23 protein-coding genes are annotated in these 23,622 nt (G+C 50.6%); 10 read left to right on the top strand and 13 right to left on the bottom strand.

Annotated features, from left to right (window positions below; genetic code table 11):
* Positions 1–621 precede the first annotated feature (621 nt).
* The 10 genes from ACXUPB_RS17320 (at position 622) to ACXUPB_RS17275 (ending at position 11,694) form a co-directional block, all read left to right on the top strand.
* Positions 622–1,800, top strand: a complete 1,179-nt coding sequence (locus ACXUPB_RS17320; protein WP_472953642.1) for a transporter substrate-binding domain-containing protein — start codon at positions 622–624, stop codon at positions 1,798–1,800.
* Complete coding sequence (locus ACXUPB_RS17315) at positions 1,797–2,447, top strand: ANTAR domain-containing response regulator (RefSeq protein WP_472953641.1); 651 nt, start codon at positions 1,797–1,799, stop codon at positions 2,445–2,447. Before ACXUPB_RS17320 ends, ACXUPB_RS17315 begins: the two co-directional genes overlap by 4 nt.
* A 150-nt stretch (positions 2,448–2,597) precedes the next feature.
* Complete coding sequence (locus ACXUPB_RS17310; RefSeq protein WP_472953638.1) at positions 2,598–3,833, top strand: urea ABC transporter substrate-binding protein; 1,236 nt, start codon at positions 2,598–2,600, stop codon at positions 3,831–3,833.
* A 104-nt stretch (positions 3,834–3,937) separates the two neighbouring features.
* On the top strand, positions 3,938–4,810 hold the full coding sequence (locus tag ACXUPB_RS17305) for an ABC transporter permease subunit (protein WP_180091737.1): 873 nt from the start codon (positions 3,938–3,940) through the stop codon (positions 4,808–4,810).
* The gene (locus ACXUPB_RS17300) at positions 4,811–5,914 is read left to right on the top strand and encodes an ABC transporter permease subunit (protein ID WP_472953636.1); all 1,104 of its coding nucleotides are present in this window, start codon (positions 4,811–4,813) and stop codon (positions 5,912–5,914) included.
* Positions 5,911–6,633, top strand: a complete 723-nt coding sequence (locus ACXUPB_RS17295) for an ABC transporter ATP-binding protein (RefSeq protein ID WP_180091736.1) — start codon at positions 5,911–5,913, stop codon at positions 6,631–6,633. The genes ACXUPB_RS17300 and ACXUPB_RS17295 overlap by 4 nt, the downstream gene beginning before the upstream one ends.
* Positions 6,620–7,339 carry an ABC transporter ATP-binding protein gene (locus ACXUPB_RS17290; protein WP_472953633.1) on the top strand — a complete coding sequence of 240 codons (720 nt, stop codon included), beginning with the start codon at positions 6,620–6,622 and terminating at the stop codon, positions 7,337–7,339. Before ACXUPB_RS17295 ends, ACXUPB_RS17290 begins: the two co-directional genes overlap by 14 nt.
* 68 nt (positions 7,340–7,407) lie before the next feature.
* Positions 7,408–8,406, top strand: a complete 999-nt coding sequence (locus ACXUPB_RS17285) for an acetamidase/formamidase family protein (protein WP_180091734.1) — start codon at positions 7,408–7,410, stop codon at positions 8,404–8,406.
* Between the two features lie 17 nt (positions 8,407–8,423).
* Entirely contained in the window at positions 8,424–10,121 is a 1,698-nt protein-coding gene (locus ACXUPB_RS17280) for a nitrilase-related carbon-nitrogen hydrolase (protein WP_472953631.1), read from the top strand.
* Positions 10,122–10,182: 61 nt separating this feature from the next.
* Positions 10,183–11,694 (top strand): amidase, encoded by a 1,512-nt coding sequence (locus tag ACXUPB_RS17275; protein ID WP_218313983.1) that lies wholly within the window; start codon positions 10,183–10,185, stop codon positions 11,692–11,694.
* A 382-nt stretch (positions 11,695–12,076) separates the two neighbouring features.
* Here the strand turns inward: ACXUPB_RS17275 and ACXUPB_RS17270 are convergent, their stop codons facing one another.
* From ACXUPB_RS17270 to ACXUPB_RS17210, 13 genes are all read right to left on the bottom strand, one after another.
* A complete protein-coding gene (locus ACXUPB_RS17270) occupies positions 12,077–13,168 on the bottom strand; it encodes a helix-turn-helix domain-containing protein (RefSeq protein WP_472953629.1) in 1,092 nt (363 codons plus the stop codon).
* A 5-nt stretch (positions 13,169–13,173) separates the two neighbouring features.
* The gene (locus ACXUPB_RS17265) at positions 13,174–13,803 is read right to left on the bottom strand and encodes a hypothetical protein (protein ID WP_472953627.1); all 630 of its coding nucleotides are present in this window, start codon (positions 13,801–13,803) and stop codon (positions 13,174–13,176) included.
* Complete coding sequence (locus ACXUPB_RS17260) at positions 13,800–14,054, bottom strand: hypothetical protein (protein ID WP_472953626.1); 255 nt, start codon at positions 14,052–14,054, stop codon at positions 13,800–13,802. Before ACXUPB_RS17260 ends, ACXUPB_RS17265 begins: the two co-directional genes overlap by 4 nt.
* Positions 14,055–14,603: 549 nt before the next feature.
* On the bottom strand, positions 14,604–14,888 hold the full coding sequence (locus tag ACXUPB_RS17255) for a type II toxin-antitoxin system RelE/ParE family toxin (RefSeq protein WP_472953625.1): 285 nt from the start codon (positions 14,886–14,888) through the stop codon (positions 14,604–14,606).
* Positions 14,878–15,339: a hypothetical protein gene (locus ACXUPB_RS17250; protein ID WP_472953624.1), complete on the bottom strand. Its 462-nt coding sequence runs from the start codon at positions 15,337–15,339 to the stop codon at positions 14,878–14,880. The genes ACXUPB_RS17255 and ACXUPB_RS17250 overlap by 11 nt, the downstream gene beginning before the upstream one ends.
* A gap of 402 nt (positions 15,340–15,741) precedes the next feature.
* Positions 15,742–16,200, bottom strand: coding sequence for an META domain-containing protein (locus ACXUPB_RS17245; RefSeq protein WP_339934192.1), 459 nt, complete (start codon positions 16,198–16,200; stop codon positions 15,742–15,744).
* Positions 16,201–16,312: 112 nt separating this feature from the next.
* Positions 16,313–17,338: a potassium channel family protein gene (locus ACXUPB_RS17240; RefSeq protein ID WP_472953623.1), complete on the bottom strand. Its 1,026-nt coding sequence runs from the start codon at positions 17,336–17,338 to the stop codon at positions 16,313–16,315.
* A gap of 44 nt (positions 17,339–17,382) precedes the next feature.
* Positions 17,383–18,417: a sodium:calcium antiporter gene (locus ACXUPB_RS17235; RefSeq protein ID WP_008957655.1), complete on the bottom strand. Its 1,035-nt coding sequence runs from the start codon at positions 18,415–18,417 to the stop codon at positions 17,383–17,385.
* Between the two features lie 75 nt (positions 18,418–18,492).
* On the bottom strand, positions 18,493–19,437 hold the full coding sequence (locus tag ACXUPB_RS17230) for a cation efflux transmembrane domain-containing protein (RefSeq protein WP_472953621.1): 945 nt from the start codon (positions 19,435–19,437) through the stop codon (positions 18,493–18,495).
* Entirely contained in the window at positions 19,434–20,171 is a 738-nt protein-coding gene (locus ACXUPB_RS17225; RefSeq protein WP_472953619.1) for a substrate-binding periplasmic protein, read from the bottom strand. Before ACXUPB_RS17225 ends, ACXUPB_RS17230 begins: the two co-directional genes overlap by 4 nt.
* 140 nt (positions 20,172–20,311) lie before the next feature.
* Complete coding sequence (locus tag ACXUPB_RS17220) at positions 20,312–20,599, bottom strand: hypothetical protein (protein ID WP_290694795.1); 288 nt, start codon at positions 20,597–20,599, stop codon at positions 20,312–20,314.
* 70 nt (positions 20,600–20,669) lie between these two features.
* Positions 20,670–20,972, bottom strand: coding sequence for a hypothetical protein (locus tag ACXUPB_RS17215; protein ID WP_035555783.1), 303 nt, complete (start codon positions 20,970–20,972; stop codon positions 20,670–20,672).
* A 153-nt stretch (positions 20,973–21,125) separates the two neighbouring features.
* On the bottom strand, positions 21,126–22,931 hold the full coding sequence (locus ACXUPB_RS17210; protein WP_472953618.1) for a thiamine pyrophosphate-requiring protein: 1,806 nt from the start codon (positions 22,929–22,931) through the stop codon (positions 21,126–21,128).
* Positions 22,932–23,622: the final 691 nt, after the last annotated feature.

Below are 23,622 nucleotides of genomic sequence, written 5' to 3'. Positions count from 1 at the left end.
GCCTTTTTTGTTTCATACCCCACATTCCGTATCTGCGTGCCGTATTGCGTGCCGTTTCTCTCAAGGCCAATTCTGCCTGTTCTAATCAGATTTGCAAATCGTATCTGAGTAGTCGAAATGGCCTTATTTGTTGGTGGCCTTCGGCAGATTCTACAAAACTCTTCATCCTCTGTCTGTTATGGCTCTCTCTCTTAGGATTAAAGAGTAGTTGTGTTCTTGTGATCCCGCTTGCAACTGATTTTCTGCCTGTCTGGTTATCACAGTGGTGCAAGCATGGAAAATCTGAATGCACCTTTGTGCAGCATAAATTCTTCTGCATGTTTCAAAAAGAGGCGCCTCACCTACATTAATCGTGTTTAAAAGCCGCTATTGTGGCGCTTTGCTTAATTGGCACGCTTGTTGCTTTATCTTATTTATAGTTGTTTAGTGATAACGGCCTTCGACTTAAGAATAGCGTCAACGTATTGACAAAGTCGTTTAGGGGTCACAATCTAAGTTTAGCAATTGACATGTTGTGCGTCGGCATACACCGAAAGGGCACAGAGCAATAGGGCTCCCATCGTTACCGTCAGGTAGCGTTGTGAGCCCTTTTTTTATGTCTGGAAATAGGACGGTCAGTCAATGAACAGTCGTATCCCGGTTGGCATACTCTTCTCCACCCAAGGCCCCTACGCCACCGTTGGCCGCTCAATGCGTGATGGGGCGATGCTGGCGCTGGAAGAAGTCAATCAGGACAAACGATATCCCTTTGAGCTTGTGCCCATCGAGTGCGAGCCAGCCGGTGACACCGCTGCCTACAGCACACACGTGAGGAGTTTGCTACGCCATGAAGGCGTAAAGCACGTGATCGGTTGCTATACATCTTCCAGCCGCAAAGAAGTTATCCCGATTTTTGAAAAATACGATGGCTTGCTGTGGTATCCGTCTCATTACGAGGGTTTCGAGACTAATAACAATGTCATCTATACAGGCGCTGTTCAGAACCAACATGTTTTACCGCTGATGAACCATGTGCTTGCCCATATCACTCGCGATGTTTACTTCGTGGGCTCTAACTATGTCTGGGCCTGGGAAAATGGCCGCATTATCAGAGAGCTGACCAAGGCGCATGGCGGGAAGATGATCGCTGAGCGTTACCTGCAGGTCGGTGACCTGGATGTGGCGCGTATCATCGAAGAGATTCACGAAAAGCGGCCTGCCTTCATTATGAACATGCTGATCGGGGAGTCTAGCTATGCGTTCTACCGCGCGTTGGCCAAGGCGCGCGATGAGAACGCAGCCCTTCAAAAAACGGTGGTAGGCAGCTGCACGCTTTGCGAACCGGAACTTGCTCAAATTGGTCCGCAGGCGTGTGCTGGGCATCTCGCATCCAGCGTTTACTTCTCCACTATTGAGACAGAAGTTAACAAGAAGTTTGTTGCTAGCTACCGCAAACGCTACGGCCATGATGCCCTACCTAGTGCAGATGCAGAGGCTTCCTACAACACCGTTCACTTACTTGCCCTTGCCTTGGCTGGCGCCGATTCCGTTGATATTGACCGGGTGAAAAAAGCGCTGCATGGAACGTCCTTCCAAGCACCTCAGGGAAAGGTCCATGTCGATCCTGAGAGCAATCACAGTTATTTAACCGTCCGGTTAGGAATCTCCCGCGAAGATGCGACGTTTAAGGTGATCTCAGAAGCAAAGGCCCCCGTTCGCCCGGATCCTTATCTCGTTTGGGCTGAAGCATGTGGTGAGAGTTCTGCTCAGACGGAAACGCCCATTGCTCAAAACAATATTGGCTTGAGGATCGTGCGATGACGGTTACCACACGACGCAATTTCAGGGGCCATCGTGCATTGATTGTATGTGCCGCCGAAAGAGATCGAGAAGTGCTGACTCAGTTCCTGGTGGAGCTTGGCGTCAATCCAGTCATTCATGAAAACCAGGATGAGGCTGGGTCTGATAGGCCGTTTGATCTGGTGTTCTTCGACGATGAGTTGGGACGTCAGTTTGGCGACATCACGCACATGATAGATCGCGTGCAGGGGCCGGCGATTGCACTTATCGGTTCAGATGCCCCGAGCTCGGTTAATTGGTTCATTGAGCGCCGAGTGTCTGGTTATCTCACCAAACCGCTACGTAAGGCCGGCATTCTCGCGAGTCTTATTATTGCTTACCAAACGTTTAATCAGTGCTATGAGACGGAGCAAAAACTCCACCGTTTGGAACAGCAGGTTCGTGCCCGCCAAGTCGTATGCACGGCGGCGATCAAGCTCATTGAAGATATGGGGATTTCGGTCAATGACGCCTTTTCCCTGTTGCGTTCGGCGAGCATGAACCGACGCCTGTCTCTTGAGGATTTCGCGGCAATGATCGTCTCGGGTGAGATCGCTGTGGCGGCATTAAAGGAGGATGCCGACACCATCCATCGTCTTAGGGAATCCCGGTTGAACCGTTATTCATAGCTGATTCACTGAGGTTAATCGAAGCGGAATATGTCGGACAGGCTTCAAGAGCAAAAGGTCGTCTCTCATTTTATGAAGAGGCGACAAGGGAGTTGTGTTGCTGCAGGACGGCGAGGAAGAAAAAAGTAAAACTTACTCAGGGGTATACAAATGAAATACTCAACAATTCAGAGAACGGCAACCTTATCAACGTTGTTAGCGGGCTCATTAGTCACTACCGCTTCAGCGAATGATCCTATCCAGATCGGTGTGCTTGAAGATCAGTCTGGCAACTTTGCAGCGGTGACGCAGGCTAAGGTGAATGCCATTGAGTTAGCGGCTGAGGAAATAAATGAGGCGGGCGGTATCGCTGGTCGCGAGGTGGAACTTGTTATTTACGATACTCAGTCTGATGATCGTCGTTACCAGGAGTTGATGCGGCGGGTTCTCCAGCGTGATCAGGTGGATACCGTCTTTGCGGGTTTTGCTTCGTCATCACGAGAAGCGTATCGACCGATTGTTAACCAATTTGATGGGTTGGCTTTTTATAACAATCAGTATGAAGGCGGCGTGTGTGACGCCAACATGATTGTCACTGGGGCAGTCCCTGAACAGCAGTTCTCGACGCTGATTCCCTGGATGATGGAAAAGTACGGACCTAACGTCTATACGATCGCTGCAGACTACAACTTTGGTCAGATTTCGGCGGAATGGGTGCGGCAGATTGTAGAAGAGGAAGGTGGTGAAATCGTGGGTGAGGAGTTCATCCCTCTGGATGTTTCCCAGTTCTCGCAAACCATCCAAAATATCCAGGGTGAGTCCCCGGACTTCGTCGTCACACTGCTGGTCGGTTCCAATCAGGCGTCTTATTACGAGCAGGCAGCATCTGCCGACCTGGGGCTTCCCATGGCCTCATCAGTAAATGTTGGGCAGGGCTACGAGCATAAGCGCTTTGCGCCGCCAAGCCTTGAAAACATGTTCGTGACGACGAACTTTATTGAAGAAGTCGATACCCCTGAAGCGAATGCGTTCGTTGAGAAGTTCTATGAGCGCTTCCCCGATACGCCCTACGTGAATCAAGAAGCAGCGAACTCTTATATCGCGATGTACCTTTATAAGCAGATGGTTGAGCGTGCTGACGGCTCAACCGATAAAGAAGACCTTCGCAACGTCATCGCCGAGGGCGATGTCTGCTTCGACGGCCCTTCGGGCAGGGTGTGTCTCGATCCCAAGAGCCAGCACATGTCTCACAATATCTTTCTGGCGCAAGTGGATGCGAACCACGAGATATCTTTCCCCGAAACTTGGGAAAATATTGAGCCTTACTGGCTGGGTGAAAACGGCTGCGACCTGACCCAGAACGACCCAAGTGCTCAGTACACTCCTTCTAGCCCTCCAAACGAGTAAATATCACGCATCGTACCGGCAGGGTGGTGAGATTCACCCTGCCTGGTCTGTGAGTTTCCATTAAGCGGGAAATCTCGCTGGCGTTTCCTGCCTAGGAGCTGGATATGGAATATATACATTTAGCGTTTACAGCGTTCTATCAGTTTGGGGATGCTTTTGCCTTCTTGGTGCTATCCGCCATGGGGTTGGCGGTGATTTTCGGGATGATGGGGATTATCAACCTAGCACACGGCGAATTTATCATGTGCGGCGCCTACGTAACGGTGGCAACGGCACGCCTAGGGGTCCCACTGCCTATCGCGATGCTATGTGGCAGCCTTGCCGCCGGGATACTTGGCATTGTGCTTGAACGCACAATTATTCATCGCCTCTATCACCGTCCGTTGGACTCCATTGTTGCCACATGGGGGATTAGTTTGATCCTTACCCAGGGCACGCTGATCGTACTTGGATCCAGTATGGCGGGTATCAGCACGCCACTCGGCAGTTTTTCGGTGGGTGGCTACAGCTACTCTACCTATCGAATGGTGCTGCTGGGTGTCGCAGTGCTACTGCTTATTGGGCTGTATGTGCTGTTTCATCATACGACATTCGGTATCCACTCACGGGCAACAATTCAAGCACCGCACATGGCGAAAGCCGCGGGAATCGACACCGGACGTATGTACTCCCTCACCTTTGGTCTCGGCGCAGCCCTGGCGGGCTTAGCCGGAGCGCTTTATGCCCCCACGATCTCCATCGTCCCGACGCTGGGCGCCAACTTCCTGGTTGAAAGCTTCGTGACGGTTGTTGTTGGTGGGGCTGATGTGTTTTTGGGTACGGCGCCAGCGGCAGCCACGCTCGCGGTTATTAAGGCCTTTTTGACTGGGTGGCAAGGGCAGCTTATGGGCCAGGTGGGGTTGTTAATCACTGTGATGGTGGTCATCCGTATTCTCCCACAAGGCCTGTCTGGCTGGTTACTCAAGGGGCGTACATAAATGGGTATGTTGCAACGAGAAGGGCTGAAGGCACCGCCTCCGAACGGTCGAATGCCCCGCTGGATGCGCCTTATCAATGGCCCGCAAACGCTGGGGCGTGGCCCAGTGTTTTGGATTGTCTTTGTCTTAACGATTGGGGCGGCAATTGTATATCCCGCTTTCACTGATGCCTGGAGTGTAGGTAATACGGCCTACTTCTTTTGCTGGGTGTTTATGGCACTTGGGCTGTCGCTCATCTGGGGATACGCCGGGTCGCTCAGTTTCGGTCAGACTGCTTTCTTCGGGCTGGCCGGGTACACGTATGGTGTCGTCACTATCAACTTTGGCGCAGCTTACGGTTTGACCATCGCAGGCGTGCTTCTAGGCGTTGGGATGTCCTGCTTGGGAGCGGCTGTACTTGGTTACATTCTTTTTTATGGACGCATTAGCGGCGTATTCCTCGGTATTGTCACGCTGTCGACCACGCTGGTATTTGCCACCTTTATGGCACAGACGGCTGGGTCCCAGTGGGCAATCGGCGATGCCCGACTGGGTGGCGACAATGGCATGACCGGTATGCCGCCGTTAACAATCCCTTGGGCTGGAGGAGATATCGCGCTGTATTCGGGCGTGCCACTCTATTACCTTCTTTTGGCCATGCTGGTGGTTTGCTATCTGGGCTTACGGGTTCTCGTCAATTCGAGACTCGGCAATGTACTAGTCGCAATTCGTGAAAATCCGCACCGCGCTGAAATGCTTGGCTACGACATACGCCGCTATCAGTTAATTGCCTTTGTTATTGGCAGCGGTTTAGCGGGTCTATCAGGTGTGCTCTATACCGCTTGGGGGCAGTACATCAGCCCATCCAATATGGATTTAGCGGCCGCCGCATTACCTATTATTTGGGTGGCAGTGGGCGGGCGTAAAGACCTCACCGCAACGCTGGTGGGCACCTTGGTAGTGCTTGGCATCTTCCAGAACCTAACTATTTACGGCAGCTACTACGCCTTTGTCATTATGGGATTGCTGTTGGTCGTCGTTGTGGTCTTTTTGCCGGAAGGGTTGATCCCAGGGCTGGTCAAGTTCTTTGGTCGCCTTCGTAAGCGTAAGGAGGGCATGTCGTGACCATATTGCGAACTGAGAAATTATATAAGCATTTCGACGGCGTCAAAGTTGCTCAGGATGTGAACTTCTCAATGGAGCATGGTGAGATTCGATGCCTGATTGGTCCGAATGGTGCTGGGAAGAGCACGTTTTTCAAGCTTGTACTCGGTGAGCATCAACCAAGCTCAGGTGAGATCTATTTTTCAGATCAAAAAATTACCAAGCTTCGTTCCTTCGAGCGCGTGAAGCAGGGAATTGCCGTCAAGTTCCAGGTGCCGGGTATCTTCTCCGAACTCTCCGTTTGGCAAAACATGCAAATCGCGGTTCAAAACCACCTGCATGGTGATTCCATGACATCGGCTATTGATAAAGCACTCGCCTTTGTAAGGCTTACCGATAAAGCCGGAGAACTTGCTGGAGAACTCTCACACGGGGAACAGCAGTGGCTTGAGATCGGTATGGCGGTGAGTACAGAGCCGCGTTTACTACTTCTTGACGAACCGACAGCTGGCATGACACCAGAAGAAACGGCGCGCACGGGCGAGATGATCCAGGAGCTCAATCGCAAAGGTATGTCGATTTTGGCGGTTGAACACGACATGGAGTTTGTGCGCCAGATTGCCCACAAGGTCACTGTACTGAACTTCGGTGAAATCTTTGCGGAAGGCACGATCAACGAGATTGAGGCTAACGAAGAGGTTGCACGTATTTACCTGGGGACAGCCGATGACGACGAATAGTACAAATCTGTTGAGCGTGGAGGGCGTCATTTCTGGCTACGGTACCACCTCAGTGCTGCAAGAAGTCAGCTTGAGTGTTGGTCGCGGTGAGGTGGTAGCCGTCATCGGTCGAAATGGCGTCGGCAAGACGACATTAATGAAAACGCTGATTGGTCTTATCAAGAATCGACAAGGCATTATCCGTTTCGATGGTAAGGATATTAGCGCGCTCGAATCTCACGAACGTGCGCGTTTGGGCATTGGTTATATCCCGCAAGGTCGTGAGGTCTTCTCGCGCATGACCGTCTGGGAAAATCTCAAGGTCGGCGAAATGCTCCAACAGCCTGGCGAGGGTGTTGACTATGAGCGGGTTTATGAATTCTTCCCCATCTTGAAAGAGCGGGCTAATCAACGAGCGGGCACCTTCAGCGGCGGGCAGCAGCAACAGCTTGCGATCGGCCGTGCCATGGTGGGCAAGCCGAAGCTTATGCTACTCGACGAACCCTCGGAAGGTATTCAGCCCAACATCGTAAAGGACATTTCACGCAACATTCTCAAGCTCAATCGCGAGCTGGGTGTAACCATTCTCCTCGTAGAGCAGAACCTGGACATGATCATGACCATGGCGCAACGCTGCTACGTCATGGATAAGGGGAAAATTACCCATGAGCTTGTGAAGGAGCAACTCCGTGATCGTGACGCAATGCGTCGAATTCTGGCTGTATAACCATGACTCAAGCTCCCGTCTGCAATTGCTGGAGCGATGACTGAAAGCACCTAAAAAGGAGTAGAACAATGAACTGGTTTGATCATTCCATCATGGCGCGTCGCGCCGTTGCCAAAGGTAAGCCGGGTACTACACACCAACTAACTGAGGCGGCTCAAGGTCAGTATCACTATACGCTTGGACCTAACCCCAAGCCCGTTCTGCACATCCAACCGGGCGATATCGTTAGTGCTGAAACCCATGATGCTTTCGAAGGAAAACTTCGCTCGGAAAGCGACAAGCCCAGCGAGCTGCTTAATTTACCTTATCTCAATCCGCAGAACGGACCGATCTACGTAGAGGGGGCGGAGAAGGGCGATTGCCTGGCAGTTTATATCCGAGACATGAAACCTCGTGGCCCCCAGCCCTGCGGTACAACAGCACTGATTACCGAGTTTGGTGGACTAGTGGCTACCGGTGATACTGCGCTACTCAACGCACCGCTACCGGAGCGGGTAAAGAAGGTAGAAGTTGACGCGGAAACCGGCGTGAAGTGGAGCGATAAAATAACCCTTCCTTACCAGCCTTTTATCGGCACCATTGGGGTATCACCAGAAATTGAGTCGATTAGCTCGCTGGTTCCCGATTATTACGGCGGCAATATGGATTTACCTGATGTAGCACCGGGTGCGGTGATCTATCTGCCGGTGCATACCAAAGGTGCCTATCTTTATCTAGGTGACTGCCATGCGGCGCAGGGTGATGGTGAGTTGTGCGGCGTGGCGATCGAGCATCCTACCGTGACGACCGTTCAGGTCGACTTGATTAAAGATTGGACGTTCAAATGGCCGCGTCTGGAAAATGAACAGTTCTATATGACCATTGGTTCAGCGCGTCCCATGGAAGATGCCACCCGGATTGCCTACAGAGAGCTGGTACGCTGGCTGGCTGCTGAGTTTGATTTCGATGAAATAGATGCTTACATGCTTCTTACCCAGGCAGGACGAGTGCGGCTGGGTAACATGGTGGATCCAAAATATACATTAGGCGCTTCCATCCTCAAGTCCATCGTTGGGCAAGCACGCTAGCGAGCGGGGAGGACAATATGAAATACCTTGCCGCCACAGTGCAGTTTGAGCCTGAGATGTTTGCTAAAGAGCGAAATATTGATGCTCTAACGCGGTTAGTGGAAGAGGCGGCTGCGTCTGGTGCGCGGCTAATCATAACGCCTGAGATGGGTCTTACCGGCTATTGCTGGTATGACAGAGAGGAGGTTGCACCCTACGTCGAACAAGTGCCAGGGCCCTCAACCCAAAGCTTCGCCGCTCTGGCGGCGAAGCTTGACTGCTATATCGTTATCGGGCTGCCAGAAGTTGATGCTGGCAATGGGCTTTACTACAACACAGCTGTTTTAGTTGGCCCTGAGGGCTATTTAGGAAAACACCGTAAAAGCCATCCTTATATCGCCGAGCCAAAATGGGCAGCTTCAGGCGACACTGGCCATCAAGTGTTTGATACGTCACTGGGGCGTATTGCGCTGCTCATCTGCATGGATATTCATTTTCTTGAAACTGCACGGTTGGTCGCGCTGCAGGGTGCCGAGGTCATTTGCCATCTGAGTAATTGGCTGGCTGAGCGAGCGCCAGCACCCTATTGGATCAGTCGTGCCAAAGAAAACGGCTGCTATCTTATTGAGAGCAATCGCTGGGGGGTGGAGCGCGGCGTTCAATTCAGCGGCGGTAGCTGCGTGATTGAGCCAGATGGACATATCCAGGCTAGCCGCGATGACGGTGATGGCATCGTGCTTGGTGAGATTGATACTGAACGAGTAACGGGACCGTTGACCAGTGAGCGTCGACCAGACCTTTATCATGAGCTACTTCATCAAACACACGCTTGGAACCCGCTAGACTTTTTCAGGCTTTATGGCCATCAGCCACTGCCCAATGGAAAAGCAAGCACCATCGCCGTTGCTCAATTTTCCCCATCGAATAATCTCGACGATAACCTTTCCAAATGTACTGATTTGATTGCCCAAGCAGAGGGTGCCGAGCTGATTGTTTTTCCTGAGCTGGCGCTTACCGGGTTAGACACTGGCGGTATCAATCCCATCTCACAGCGTCACAGTGTTTTCGACACACTGCGTGGACTCGCTGAGGAGCGTCAACAGTACTATGTAGTAGGTTTCGCGGAACAGTCGGAGGAACATCTCTATAATGCTGCCGCTCTGGTAGGGGCGCAGGGCGTTATGGCGGTTTATCGTAAGATTCACTTAAACGAGGCAGACCGACAATGGGCGACGCCTGGCGAGCGGTGGGTAAGCTTCGATCTGCCGCTAGGAAGGCTAGGCTTATTGATTGGCCATGATGCTGATTTTCCCGAAGCGGGACGCATCCTGGCGCTGCGGGGATGCGATGTCATCGCTTGTCCTGCTGCCTTGCCAGGGCCATTTCACTGTGCCCATCCCGGTACTGATATAAGTCAGCCAGCACCTATTCCCACCGGCCCAGACGATCACCATTGGCACCATTATCGGGTACGCGGTGGAGAGAACAACTGCTATTTCGCTTTCGCCAACGTGCATATGCCCGACGCTGGTTTACCGGGGCTAAGCGGTATATTCGGCCCGGATACGTTTCTTTTTCCTCGCCAAGAAGCATTGTTAACCAGCGCCACTGGCTGCGTTCAGCTTGCTATCGACACGAGCAACCTGGATTCGGCTTACCCAAACAGCGCTGTACGCCGAAAGGACCTAGTGGTGATGCGCCTGCCACATCACTATCCGAAACTGTTGGAGCGATAGCTTGTATTTCCCTCGCTAAATGCCTTTTCAGGCAATCGTCCGTGTATAGGAGTAGTTGACTATGAGTGTGAAGCGACCCGGCATTGATACGTTGGCAGCCATTTCCGATTATTACGGCTTTGACCTTTCCTTTGAAGAACTGGGTGAGTTCCAGTCCGCCGTTGCTGGCTCAATGGCCATTTATGATCGCCTGGATGAACTGGCGGATGAATCATTACCAGTAAACTACCCGCGAGCAGATATGGGTTATCGCCCCGTCGGTGACGACAACCCACTCAATGGCTGGGCTTGGAAGTGTTCGGTGCCCGGGGCAGAAGAGGGGCCACTTGCGGGCCGAACGGTAGCGCTAAAAGATAACATCGCTCTGGCAGGCATCCCGATGATGAATGGTTCGCCGATCATGGAAGGTTTTGTGCCCCGGGAGGATGCCACAGTCGTCACCCGGCTTCTCGACGCTGGCGCGCACATCATCGGCAAGACAGCCGTTCCTGCGTTCTGTTTTGACGGTGGAGGTTGTACCGGCTATCCCGAACCCCAACCGGTTAATCCCCATGACCGTGAGCGTCTAGCTGGCGCCTCTTCCAACGGCAGCGCCGTGGTGGTGACCAACGGAGAAGTCGATATGGCGCTGGGAGGTGATCAGGGAGGCTCTATTCGACTACCCGCCTCATGGAGCGGTTGCTACGGGATCAAAGGAACGCATGGCCTAGTGCCTTATACAGGTATTTTTCCCATTGAGCTTACTCTTGATCACGTAGGCCCTATGGCGCGCACCGCCGAAGATTGCGCCCGTATGTTGGAGGTACTTGCTGGCTCGGATGGGTTAGATCCACGCCAATACGACGTGCGTACCGCGAAATACACCGAATCGCTAAGTGAAGATCTCACTGGCATACGCATTGGCATCCTACGTGAAGGGTTTGGCATTGCCGGGGTCAGTGAATCTGACGTGGACGCCGCCGTTAAAGAAGCCATCAGCGTGCTGGAAAAAGTCGGCGCTCGTGCCACGGAGGTATCGGTACCCATGCATAACGACGGGCTTGCACTGTGGAGTGCGATTGCCTTTGAGGGCGCCACCGAACTCATGGTCAGGGGCGATGGTTACGGCACAAACTGGCGGGGGCATTACAGCACACAGCTTATGGACTTTTACGGCAGGGCTCGCCGCGCTCGTGGTCATGACTTTAGCGACACAGTAAAGATGACGGTCCTCGCCGGGCACTACATGTCTGAACAGTACAATCGCCACTACTATGGTAAAGCCCAGAATATCGGTAGGCGTCTCGCGCGCGATTATGACAACGCTCTGCAGGAATATGACTTGTTAATCATGCCTACCACCGCTATGAAAGCGGTAAAGAGACCGGCTGATAAAAGTCTTAATAGCACACTTGCTGGTGCGCTTAGCAACCTGCACAACACGGCCCCGTTTGATGTCAGTGGTCATCCGGCCATGAGCGTCCCGGTCGGTTTTTCGGAGGGCTTGCCCGTAGGTATGCAATTAGTGGGTAGACGCTGGGATGAAGCGACCGTGCTTAAAGTCGCCCATGCTTACCAAGTCGCCATCGGCTAGCGGTATACGGTGTTGATGCAGTAGTAACCCGGTTCTCTTCGATACATCTTAAGACGGGCGGGTTACTATGCCAACTTCGGCAATGAGGGGCTGTTATCTTAATAATGCAAACGATTTCCTATTATAAAAATAAATTTTATTATTGCTCTTTAGTGAGCATGGTATTCTATCTATTTCTAGTGGTAAAAATAGAAAAATACTTTAATAAAGATTAGTTGGTAATGCCATCGAATTTATGTCGTCAGTTGAGAAAAAGGTTGCTAGCTTCTAGAGAAGAATGCTCAGCCACCAGTGTGTTACGAGGCTGAGCAAATAGTCAACAATACACTAAGAAAGTACGAATAGATAGTGATTGCATGATGATTAATATCATGCAACTTTTTTACTGTACTAGCATCAGGGTTGGTTTTTTTGAGGTTTCTCTTAAGCTAAGTCCTGTGACTTCCTGAATGAAAATTGGCTGCACATTCAACTTTTCGGCAATTTCAGAAAAGCCAAGATTCTTCTTCTGTAACAAAACTCTTAATGATTTTTCTAATAGTTCTGGTGGCTCAGATGCTATTAGATGATCTTCCTTTTCACCCTGGGTTTCGCCATATTTTCTAAGAGTGATCACACCTGTTTTGTACTGTGACTCTGTTATAAGATCAAGTTGCTTAGCTCTATATAATATAGCAGCTTTACTGACTTTCCAGTTTAGCTTAAACTCTCTCATTCCCTTCCAATCAAGCCTGTTTCCGTTTGGGCGAGGGTATAGCTTAAGCATCATTGGCCTTGGAAGTAATAAAGCACTTGCAAACCGATTAGCTTGGTTTTCTGTTGTCCTGTCGCCGGTAACAACGCCCTCGTGCATTACCAAATGCCCAATTTCATGAGCAATATCAAAACGCTGTCTACACACACTTTCTTTTGCTGTATTTCGCACAATAAAAGGGCGTTCAACAGAAACAGATAAAGCATCGACCTCTTTCGATACGACATTAAAATTGGTGACAATTGCTCCTATGTTCTCTGCTAAGCGAGTCATATTATTTATAGGTGCTAAACCTAACCCCCAGTGCTTTCTACAGGTCTCAGCTATTTGTTCAATATCATCATTTCTCACAATGTTTTGAAAGCTAGGGATGTTAACAGGTGGAAATTTTAGCTCTTTCTCAAGCTCCTTGATAAGCAGGTGCATCATTTCCCCTCGAGCAATGGCGACCTGTTTGATACTGTTTTTAGTTGTGAATAACTTCCGGAAATGAAACTGATCTTCGTTCAGTCGGTACTCTTTTTTGCTGAAAAAATTAGGTAGAACATACAGAGCATGAGCTAGAGACTCGGATAATTCTGGCGTGGGCGAACTTTGGCCCGTCTCGAGCTTATGCAAGTACTGGCGTGTTTTACCAACCTTCTCAGCAACCTCTTCCAAGGCAAAGTCATTAAATATCCGTGCTAATCTTAAAGATGATCCATCAAAAATAAAGCTCATCGTTATTACTCATCGAGAGCGTCATTAGAACGCCTTTGTTGAAATGGAATATTATCGGCTTCTTCACCGCTATCTGCATCATCAAGAACATCAACATCAGCTGGCAGAAGCACAGTAGCAGGGGGTGTTTCTTTGTCGACTGAATGTAGAATGGTAGCGCTAGTGGCATACGCCCAATTACTTACCTCTTCTTGATATTCGTTGTAGCCTATAAAGAAAGCACGATCTTCATCTTCTTCGGTCATTGCACGCTCTACAATGAAGCGCCACATGACTGGCTGCTGGTCGTCACCAGCAAATAAATCGTCTACTTGGTTGCGTCGAAAGAAACCCTTTTTGGAAGGGGTTTCGGGATCATCCCGGAAAAAACGACAAGGAACGTTTCCAATAAAGAAGGTTACATCCATGCCAGGACTTGCCAATTTCAGCCAATCGAATCGCTTGCTTTGGCAAAGCTGAATAAGGGCATTGCGTGATCGCCCAAAGGTAGCAGTTTCACGAGTGTATGAGTCATCAAAATCGGAGTTTAGCTCTCTTCGAGTGTTGAACCTGATGTCTAGCAATAGCTCTGCAATGGTCGTTAAGCGGTCATCTGTAAGTTCGGCGTAGAAAGCAGAAGGATGTGATGAGGTCATGTGATTTCCTGGCTTATTTTGAGATTTGTCAACCAAAATATATGGCGATAATGAGTATTTGTCAACCAGTCTCTGTGCTGATTAGATAAAGCCGCCTTGGCTTCCTCTTCATCATTAGCCGCCCCTTGAACCCTATAGAGTCCTTCGTCAGTGAACACGTCATAACGTGCTGAGCCGCCATTGATGCCGGGCACCTTGATTGACGTTTTGCCTTCATGGTCGTGCTGCAACCCATCCTGGGCCTTCAGCACCTTGTTTGCTTGCCGTGCGGTTGGAAGTCCAGGGCGGCCCTATACTTCCTTGGTCCATGCTGCCGGGGTGATGTAATACGTGGTGACGGTGCGTAACTCGGTACCGCTGACAAAGGTTTCGGTACGTCTATAGCCCAATTTGTTAACGGAGCGCGGGGCGTGGCAGTCCTGCTAATAATCGACATTCAGGCGAGAGAATCGCGCTTCACCATGGGTTTCAATCAGATGGTAGAGCGAATCTAACACCTTGCTTTCTTCCTGGTTGCCAGCACCGCCTCGTTCCGCCAGCCAAGCAGCAAAACAAGCCTTGGCCGCATTCCATGCGGTATTGGAAGGCCTGCCCGTTGCCACCCAGGTAGTAGCGTATTCACCAGCAAGAGAGACCAACGCGAAGCGAGCGACGGCGCGGTGGCATCCTTGGGCAATGTCTCTTTCTCAAATACTTGGAGCATTTGGGGAAAGTAATGGTGCGCTTTGGTAGCTGTCATTGTTTCCAACAACTTCATGTAGGGCCTGCTACTGTCTAATCGCCGAGACAGCGATCTAAAATCATTCGATAGGAGGCCAGTTTTGAGCGCTGTGCAACACGCGAAGAATTTCAACACAGTCGGGTTTAAAGCGGTAAACGCTGATATAAGCGGTCCCAGGTATCACTAGCTCACGTGTTCCTGGCAGTCGGCCATCACGGCCTCGCTTGGGGTGTTCGGCTAATCCATCTGTCATGCGTTCGATTGTATCGATCATCGCCAGCGCGGCGGTGGGGCTATCAAGCGCAATATAATCAGCGATGCTTTTGAGGTCGTTAAATGCGCTTCTAAGCCATTTAATCTGCATTTAGCTCTCGTTTTGCACTTTCTTCCTTGATTCTCTGGCGTAGCGTTGCCATGGCAGGCGCGTGATCAATCCATTCAGCATTAGGGCTGTCAGCTTCTGCCAGTGCGGTGGCCACCTGCTTTCTAAACCAAGCATCGTGTTCAGCGGCCTCATGTGTGCGGGTTAAGCGGTTGGCAGCGTCAGGTCTTGAGCGTGTTGGTGTGGCGTCGTAATGCTCAGCGTTAACACTGAAATGATCAATGCCAAGCTGTTTCAAGTAGCGCGCCAGTGTCTCAAAACGGCTGAATACTCGTACAGCTCCACGTCGAGACACTAGCCTGCCCTTTGTGCCGTTCAGATCCACCTCAACGAACCATCCGCCGGGCTGACCCACCGCCACCGTGTCTTGCATTGAGCGTTCGTTTGCCAGCCGTGCAAGCGTATGGTGATCGATATTGATAAGCGTCATCATGGCGTCACCAAATATTTATAAAGTGGTATACAGTTAGTAATTATAGGGAGTTTTCATATGGCCAGCCAGTATCACTAAACCAGCGAGGCAGGACGCGCTTTATGGCGCTAATGATGTGGGCGTAAGTGTGTTTGAATACTCTGTGTCAGCTTGTAAAGTATTCGGTCATCGATTGAGGGGCATGGAAATACGCAAAGGTTGCTGCTATTCATTGGCAGTTTCACATGCAAAGAAAAGGGCTTTTTCCTTTGTATGTTAGCTCCGATATGCATAGATTTTATGCTTTTTTATACATGAACTAAGCAAGAGGCACTCGGTGTTGCCAACGTTACCCCTTGAGCACATCGAAATCGGAAACATCATCAGTACTGCAAAACGGCGCTTCGAATTACCAACAATATGTTAATAAAGATGCACCGCTTCAAAGCTAGCCAACGGTTCATTGTTATCACCCGATAGTACAAGCCTTGCGCCCTCCACACGCCATGCGGTTGCCTGTTTGAGGGCGGCTAGAAAATTGCGTTCAGTTTCCATTTGAGGCGCCGGGCAGGCTCTTTTGGTGGTGGCGACTTGGTTGAACGCAATGTGTTCGTTCTCTACTTGATAGCTGCCCATTAGCGTATTACAGCCGGTGGCACCTGCTAAGCGCGAAGCATCTTGGTGCAGCACCATGTGGGCTTCTCGAAAGTTCTCTTGGGCGATGACCGGCACGCCATCAAGCCTCACCAGCTTCCAATACGTATTGATTAACGATTCACCCGGGGCCTCCATTGTCTCGTGGTTACCAAATGTCGTCGATGAGCAGCCAGCGGCGACAAAGAGAATACTGATCAATACGTAAAGCGTTAGCTGCCGAATCAACGCAATACTCCTTATTCAGGTGGCGGTGTATTTGGGTTTTGCTTGGTTAGGTAGATAACTTATCGGGCTGTCCACCCTATGATCATCGATTTCATTTCAGTCGCTGCATGCGCTAAGCACACCTTCCATTCTCTGTTTGCCATACATCCTGCCACTGCCAACCGTCCTTATGAACGTAGGCCACCAATATTTTCTGGTAGGGTAGTGAGGCTAAATAGTCCTGGATCTCGATGTTCGATGTCTCGACGCCTGGTAAGTCGGCATAGCCCTTAAACGCAGGAATATCAGGGATATGTTGGCTAGGGTGAATGAACGCACTGCCAAGCGTATCCAGAAAGTGCTCAATTGCTTTTCGTGTGATCAATAACTGCTCACGCGAAGTGGGGTCTAGTCTGGCGCTGGCAAAGCAGGCAATGGCAATGGCTTGGTATAAGCGTGCTATGGCTAGCGAAAGCGCTTTGCTACTGGTCTCACTGTGATAATAGTGCAGGATTGGATAGGCTAAATGTTGCTGGCCTAAGGTACTGATGGACTGTTGTAACGGCTGGAGTTGGCTAACTAATGTTGCAAATTTTCCGTCGCCGCTTGTAGACGCAAGTATTTGCTGTGGATTTTCGCCCAGTGCGCTAATGGTCAGGGACGTTTGGCGTTTTTGAATAACATTGGTGATGATATTCAAAATATAAGTAATCGATAGCGTAAAAAGGAAAAAGCCGTTAGCTGCAGCCAAAACAGGTGGAAGACGCCAATTATCATTACCGGCAACAAAGTCACCATAGCCCAACGTTGTGAGGGTATAGCCCGTATAGTAGGCGCGCTCAACTAAGCTGGCGGTGGCGTTTGAAGAAGACAGCACCACGGCCTGCGGTGAACTACAAAACAGTAAAAACCAACCCAGCCAAGCAACTAGAAACCATGTCAGCAGTAGTGCCATTGTTATCCATGGGCCCGTAGAGGACAACATGGTATGGCTTTTTCGCCGACGATGAATACCTAGTAGCATAAACCATAGTCCACTGACCAACCGGTTAGTCAGTGGGCCGGAACTGGATACCGATAATGTGGTGCGAATAGCGTCGTAAACCACCAGCAAAATAAGTAAGGTGCCTATGACCCCCATTAACGTGCTTCCAATCACTACCAATGCTCCTTAGATATAAATGTGCCGCTACCTTGCGGCGGCTAGTTCACCATTAATGTGGCTATTCCCGCCAAGTAGAGGCCGATGATGACCATGCTTTCAAAGCCAATACGGCCAGGTCCTTGCTCTTGGCGATGCAGCAGGCCAAGCATTAATACCCCTGTCATTAACACCGAGAGAGCAACCCATAACATTACCTGATCGGGAATAACGTGGTAAATCGAGCCGCCTCGGTAAGCCACATCTGATGCGGCGGCAAACAGGGTATCAAACGCATTGCCGCCGATAATCCCTGCCACCGCGAGTGTTAGCGCCCCACGGCGCACCGCCGCGACCGTCGTTACCAGCTCAGGTAGTGATGTCACTATCGAAGTCAGCAGGACACCGACAGCCGCCTGGCTAAGGCCGGTTTCTGCCGCAATCACCGTAGCGCTTCGTTCCAGTAGCCAGCCGGTAATGCCGATCATAAGCGCGAGACCCAAAAACAGCAGCCATAACCGCACCAGCGTTAGCTTTCCAGGCGACTCATCGGGCTGGTCTTCACGTGTCTCACGCGTACGAGTCGGGGACCACATCGGGCGGGTTTGGGCATTTTTAACCAGCTTGAGCCCAAACAGGTAAGCAATAAATAACAGCGGTGTGATGGGGTGTACCTGCCAGAAAGTCCATTCGGGCGTAAAGCGACCTAACAGCAACAGACTGAGTAAGCACAGCAGTAGGGCGCCTTGAATCAGGTTGCCAAGGGAGGCAGCGGCGTGTTCGAGATTAGCGCGCCGATATACCATATCAGCGATTGTTAAAAATAGCGTTTGAACAGCGATACCACCCAGCGCATTACTCATTGCCAGTTCAGGTTTGTCGGTCCAGGCGGAAGAGACCGATACCACAATGCCTGATAGTGAGGTAGCCATCCCAAGTAAGACAGCACCAGCTATCGCCTCACCTAATCCGGTACGATCAGCGAGGTCGTCGACAATCCGCGCAAGCCGGGTGCCAATGATGCCAATAACGACTGCGCAAACGCTGAGCAGTGCAAAAGCGGCAGTTAGCGACATATCACTAAGTAATGTGAGCATAAATGAACCCGGTCAGGGTATCTCGTCTCGGGATTTCGTTAATGGTGAAAAGCTTTACAATATCGGCGATTCGATTCAGTTTTCGCTGGGCCAAGCCGTCACCACTACTTCATAAATACGCCAATCGTAATGGTTTAAAAACTGAGCAGCGTCGCGTAAGTGTTGAGCCAAATTCTCATCGCTATGGGGCACCACAAACGCTTCTCCGCTAAAGATGTGCCCTTCCTCACGTAAGCGCACGGCGGCACTGGCGACCCACCCCATGGCACATAATTGTTCTTCCAGCTCTTCAGCAAGGTGTTCCGGCTCAGCTTTAGAAGTAAAACGGGGTCTTCGGTCGAGAAGGTCACCCACAGCCTCCTTCACATTAGTCACGCCATCCTTGGTGACATCAAGCGCGATAAGCGCACCTGCCAACGCATCCGCCCACCATAGGCCAGCGCCAACGCCGACGATTCCTGCGATAGCGGCAAGCCCCGTCATCCAATCCGCCTTACTCATCTTGCCATCCACAAACACCGTTTTTTCATGCACTTTTTTAGCGGCTTTCATCTGTAAATGGCCGATGATGACCGGTGGGATGACGCTATAAATCAGCGCACCAATCATTAACCACCCCATCCAGAAAGTAGTGCCGAAGAACTCGACGGCGCCAATGCTGGGGTGCTCCATTTTGGCGAGCTTCAGCAGCGAATCAAGCAGCAGGATACTGCCGAGTAGCGCCAACGCCGTGGCTGCACAGAGAAAAGCGATACTGGTAGCTCGCTGATAGCCATAGGGAAAGACTTCATTAGGCGCTCGGTTGCGATAACGCATGGCGACCAGAAAAGCGATAGGAGGAATTAAAGAGAGCATGTCTTCAAACCAAGCTACTCGCATGGCCTGACTACTGCCTAGCACTAAAGCCAGTACGCCGACGATGGAAATGCGAAACCCCAGGTTCCACCATTCAAGCCGCACGAGGTAATCAAGGTCTTTCTGTTTATCAGGGGGCAGTTGATACGCTTGCCTTACTTTCATTGCGTCGCCTCCAGTTGCTGCAGTCGCTGCTCAATGTTGGAGTAGCCATTAAGGTGGCGTTGCAATGCCAGCATCCAAGCGTTCTCACCTTTGGGCAGCGCCATTACCTGCTTATCGGTAATGATCTCCCAGGGGCCGGCTACCAACCCGTGCGCCGATAACCACCAAGTAGGCCCGGCAACGGGTCCCTCGGCACGGGTGATATTGGCAACTTTGATCGGCTTGGCATTTCTTTCTTTAAGGGCTGTATACATATGATTAACAGGAGGAATAGCGACTTCAAGACCCTCTAGCGAAGTGGGCAACGGTATCCCTGACGGAAAACCGACGGTATAGCGGCTTTGATAATAGGGGCGGGTCAGCGCCGCTTGTTGGCTCAGGCGGGAGCTATTCGTTAATCCCCCTATTACCAGGTCAAGTTGACGATGCTGCAGAGCGGCTAGCAACCTATCTTCACTGCCCCAATGCCAGCGGATTTCTGCATTAAGCCGTTCCGCCAATGAGCGGATGATGTCTGGTTCCAGGCCAGCAGGGCCGTCTTCACGGCGGATCACCCAAGGCGGGTTTTCAGTCAATCCGACTTCCAGCGCCCCTCCTTGGAGTCGTTCCATCGTATGTTCTATGTCTTGGGGATAGCGGCACCCTGGTAAGGCCAGCGCTAACAATACGCCTAATACAACGATTAAAAGTGCGCGCTGAGACCCAAAAAAGCCTTTCCCTTTTTTGGTTTTCATAGCGAACTCCCTGATAACATTGACGCTGCCCAGCGATAACGGCTAGGCAGCGTCAATGCCTTAATGGTAATTAATGTTTATTTAGTTCAGCTAAAGTAAGTGCCCGTTAGCCGTTAATCACAACTGATGGGGCGCCTCTGCTAATTAGGGTCATTCTTCCCGAGCGTAAAATCCGGCGGATCGCTGGCCGGGAAGCTTTCATCGCTCATTTCATCGACATGTTCCTGTTGCTTGCGAAAAGCATTGAGCTTTACGAATTCACTCAATGGCTTTGCTAGCACCCAGTGCTCGTCTTGGCGGGTTAATTCCTGATTAGGCACGCTGTAGGTATTGCCATCGCTGGCTTCAAGCGCTACCCGCTTTAGGTACTTATCTTTAATAAAGTGGCCGATAAGCTGTTGCTTATCATCATAAACTGGATTTTTCACGGTAACTACCTCATCAGGTAAACGTAACCATAGCGGTCAAGAAAGGCTCAATGCTCGACTGAGATCGAGGCTATTCGCTGCTCTTTGGATCGACCTCATCTGTTTTTTTATCAATATTGTCTTTATGCGCTTTTTTCTCCTTCGCCAGCTGTGCGCCAGAAAAAGGGGCTGCCTCAAGAGAGGTGTTATGGCTTGGTGAAGAGTTTTTATCAGCTTTCTGATTATCGACGTTTTCGTCGGGTCGAAAGGGCTGGGGCTCTTCATGATGGGAGCCTTCATGCCCAGCTTGCTGATTGTCAGTAGGCATGTCCTTATCTAGCAGTTGCTTGGCCTTCTGACGCTCTTCGCGCTTATCAGTGGATTGACGGTTCATGATTTCCCTCCTGGATAATGTCGCCGTAAGATTTATATCAATGGTCCTAAGAAATGCTGACTAACGGTTTTCTTGCAGCGCATTTTTTAAGTTTGGCGGCGTGCGCGCCGGCTTGCCTAATGCTTTGAGCCCATGGCGGCGCCTTCTACCCCATTAATGCCTCCTGAGATGAGGCGCTTTAGCAATAAAGCTCTTCGAGAACTGTTTTAAAGACGCTTTGATCGTCTCCAGAGCATCCGGATCCCCATGCAGCATTGCTGACATATAGGCCTTTGCCTGTTGTTTGGAAATATGAGGTGGAATGGGGGGAATGTCAGGATCTGTATGAAAATCAATAACGGTGGGGCAGTGATTGGCAATGGCCTGATCCCAGGCGCTACCAATCTGCTCTGGATCGGTTACTTCAATGCCTTTCAAGCCAACCAAGTCGGCATACTGCGCGTAGGAAAAGTCAGGCAAGTCCTGTGATGCTTCATATTTAGGGTCGCCATCCTGAACACGCATTTCCCAGGTAACCTGGTTAAGATCGCGGTTATTAAGGACGATGACAATGAGCCGTGGATCATCCCAGCGTTTCCAATATTTACCAATAGTGAGCAGTTCAGCATTGCCGCTCATTTGCATGGCACCGTCGCCCACAAAAGCGATTGAAACACGCTCAGGATAAGCAAATTTGGCTGCGATGGCGTAGGGCACCGCGTTTCCCATGGTTGCCAGGCCGCCGGAAACCGAGCCGCGCATACCGGTACGAAACTTAAGATCGCGCGCATACCAATTGGTAGCCGAGCCGGAGTCACAGCTGAGCAGGCACCTGTCGGGCAAGCGCTGTGAGGCTTCCCAAAACACGCGTTGTGGGTTGATGGGGTGTGCGTCACACATCGCGCGTTCACGCAGCAGCTCCCACCATTCGGCGACATCGGCTTCAATCGCCTGCTGCCAATCACGATTACTTTTATGCGTTAGCAGAGGGATCAGGGCCTGGAGCGTCAGGCGAGTATCGCCGGTGAGGTTGACGTCCATGGGGTAACGCATGCTCAACATGCGGGGTTCGATATCAATCTGCACGCCGCTTGCTTGGCCCTCGGACGGTAAAAACTCCGAATAGGGGAAGCTAGAGCCAATCATCAATAACGTGTCGCACTCTGCCATGAGTGTCCAACTGGGGTTGGTGCCTAGCAGCCCAATCGAGCCTGTTACGTAAGGAAGATCATCAGGCAGCACATCTCGCCCCAGCAAGGCTTTAGCAACACCGGCGCCGAGGCGGGTGGCAACTTCTTCAACTTCTCTCTCGGCACCTCTAGCCCCCGCGCCGACTAAAATAGCCACTCGCTCCCCGGCGTTGAGTATGTCTGCCGCATGGGCCAGGGAGTGCTCGTCGGGTATCACGTTGGCGGACGTATAACCCACGCCAGAGTGAACGGTGCCATGGGCATGTGCGGGGATCTCAACCGCTTTTTGAGACTGTAAGTCATTGGGTACCACAATGGCGGTAACGGTACGTTCACCGGCGGCGATGCGCATGGCGCGATCAATCAAATGACGAACCTGCCCAGGGCTAGTCGCCAGGTGTACAAAATCACCTGCCACATCCTTAAATAAAGAGACCAAGTCCACTTCTTGCTGGTATTCACCACCTAACGCTGTGCGGGCCTGCTGGCCTACGATAGCGACGACCGGTATGTGATCTTTTTTAGCGTCGTAAAGGCCGTTAAGTAGATGTATCGCGCCCGGCCCGGAGGTAGCCATGCAAACGCCCACCTCGCCGGTATATTTTGCATAGCCACAAGCCATGAACGCTGCCATTTCCTCATGCCGTGGCTGCACAAAGGTAATCGAGTCGTCAGCGCGATTGAGCGCGCCCATCAATCCATTATTACCGTCCCCGGAATAGCCGAAAATATGCGATACCTTCCACTGTTTCAGCCTATCAATGATGAAGTCGCTGACTTCTTGTGTCATCCCTGACCTCCTATCTCATACCGTGGTGGTTAGTTTAGGTAACCGTTATTAAAAAATGTTTGAAATTAAGGGGCCTTCTTTGGTGGTGGTAACAGGCAGAAAGGAGACGGTGCTGCTACCTACGGCTTTACATAAACGTCAAAACTCTCTCTATAAACTGGCGCAAGCTAAACAGCCAATATAGTGGTAAATGTGCTCTGTTAGTCAACTACCCCATCTGAAGCAATATACGTTACTGTTCAAACCTATAAATCAACCATTACAAATATTTAAGAGGAGTTAAATACTAGTTGCGAGCATGTAATCATACCTAAAATACTGTAGGCATTAGGTGGGTGTGGCGTCCAGCTGCTGGGTAAGTAAAAGTTATCTTTAACATAAGTAGAAGATTTTCTACAATTTTATTGCTACTCGCCCCTCCCCGTCATGCTCCCTCAAGGGAAGCGTTAATATTTTACATTGGTGAGCTGACAGAAGCAGTGGTGGCTTTCCGGTTATTGTTCCAGTGGGTGAGCAGTCACCCTTTCAGTAACGCTATTATAAAGCTAAAAAAATAACTAATTAGTTTTGCTGATAAATAGTTGTTTTATAACGTATGTTGTTAAATATTTTTTGTTTTTAAGCCGTATTTTAAAAAAAGTTTAAATGCCGTTTGTGTTTGATTTATTTTAAGCGGTTTTTTTGATAAATA

The sequence above is a fragment of the Vreelandella sp. DA03-1M genome, assembly GCF_055725665.1.
The sequence above is the reverse complement of the archived record's forward strand: the minus strand, read 5'-3'. Positions and strand labels throughout refer to the sequence as shown.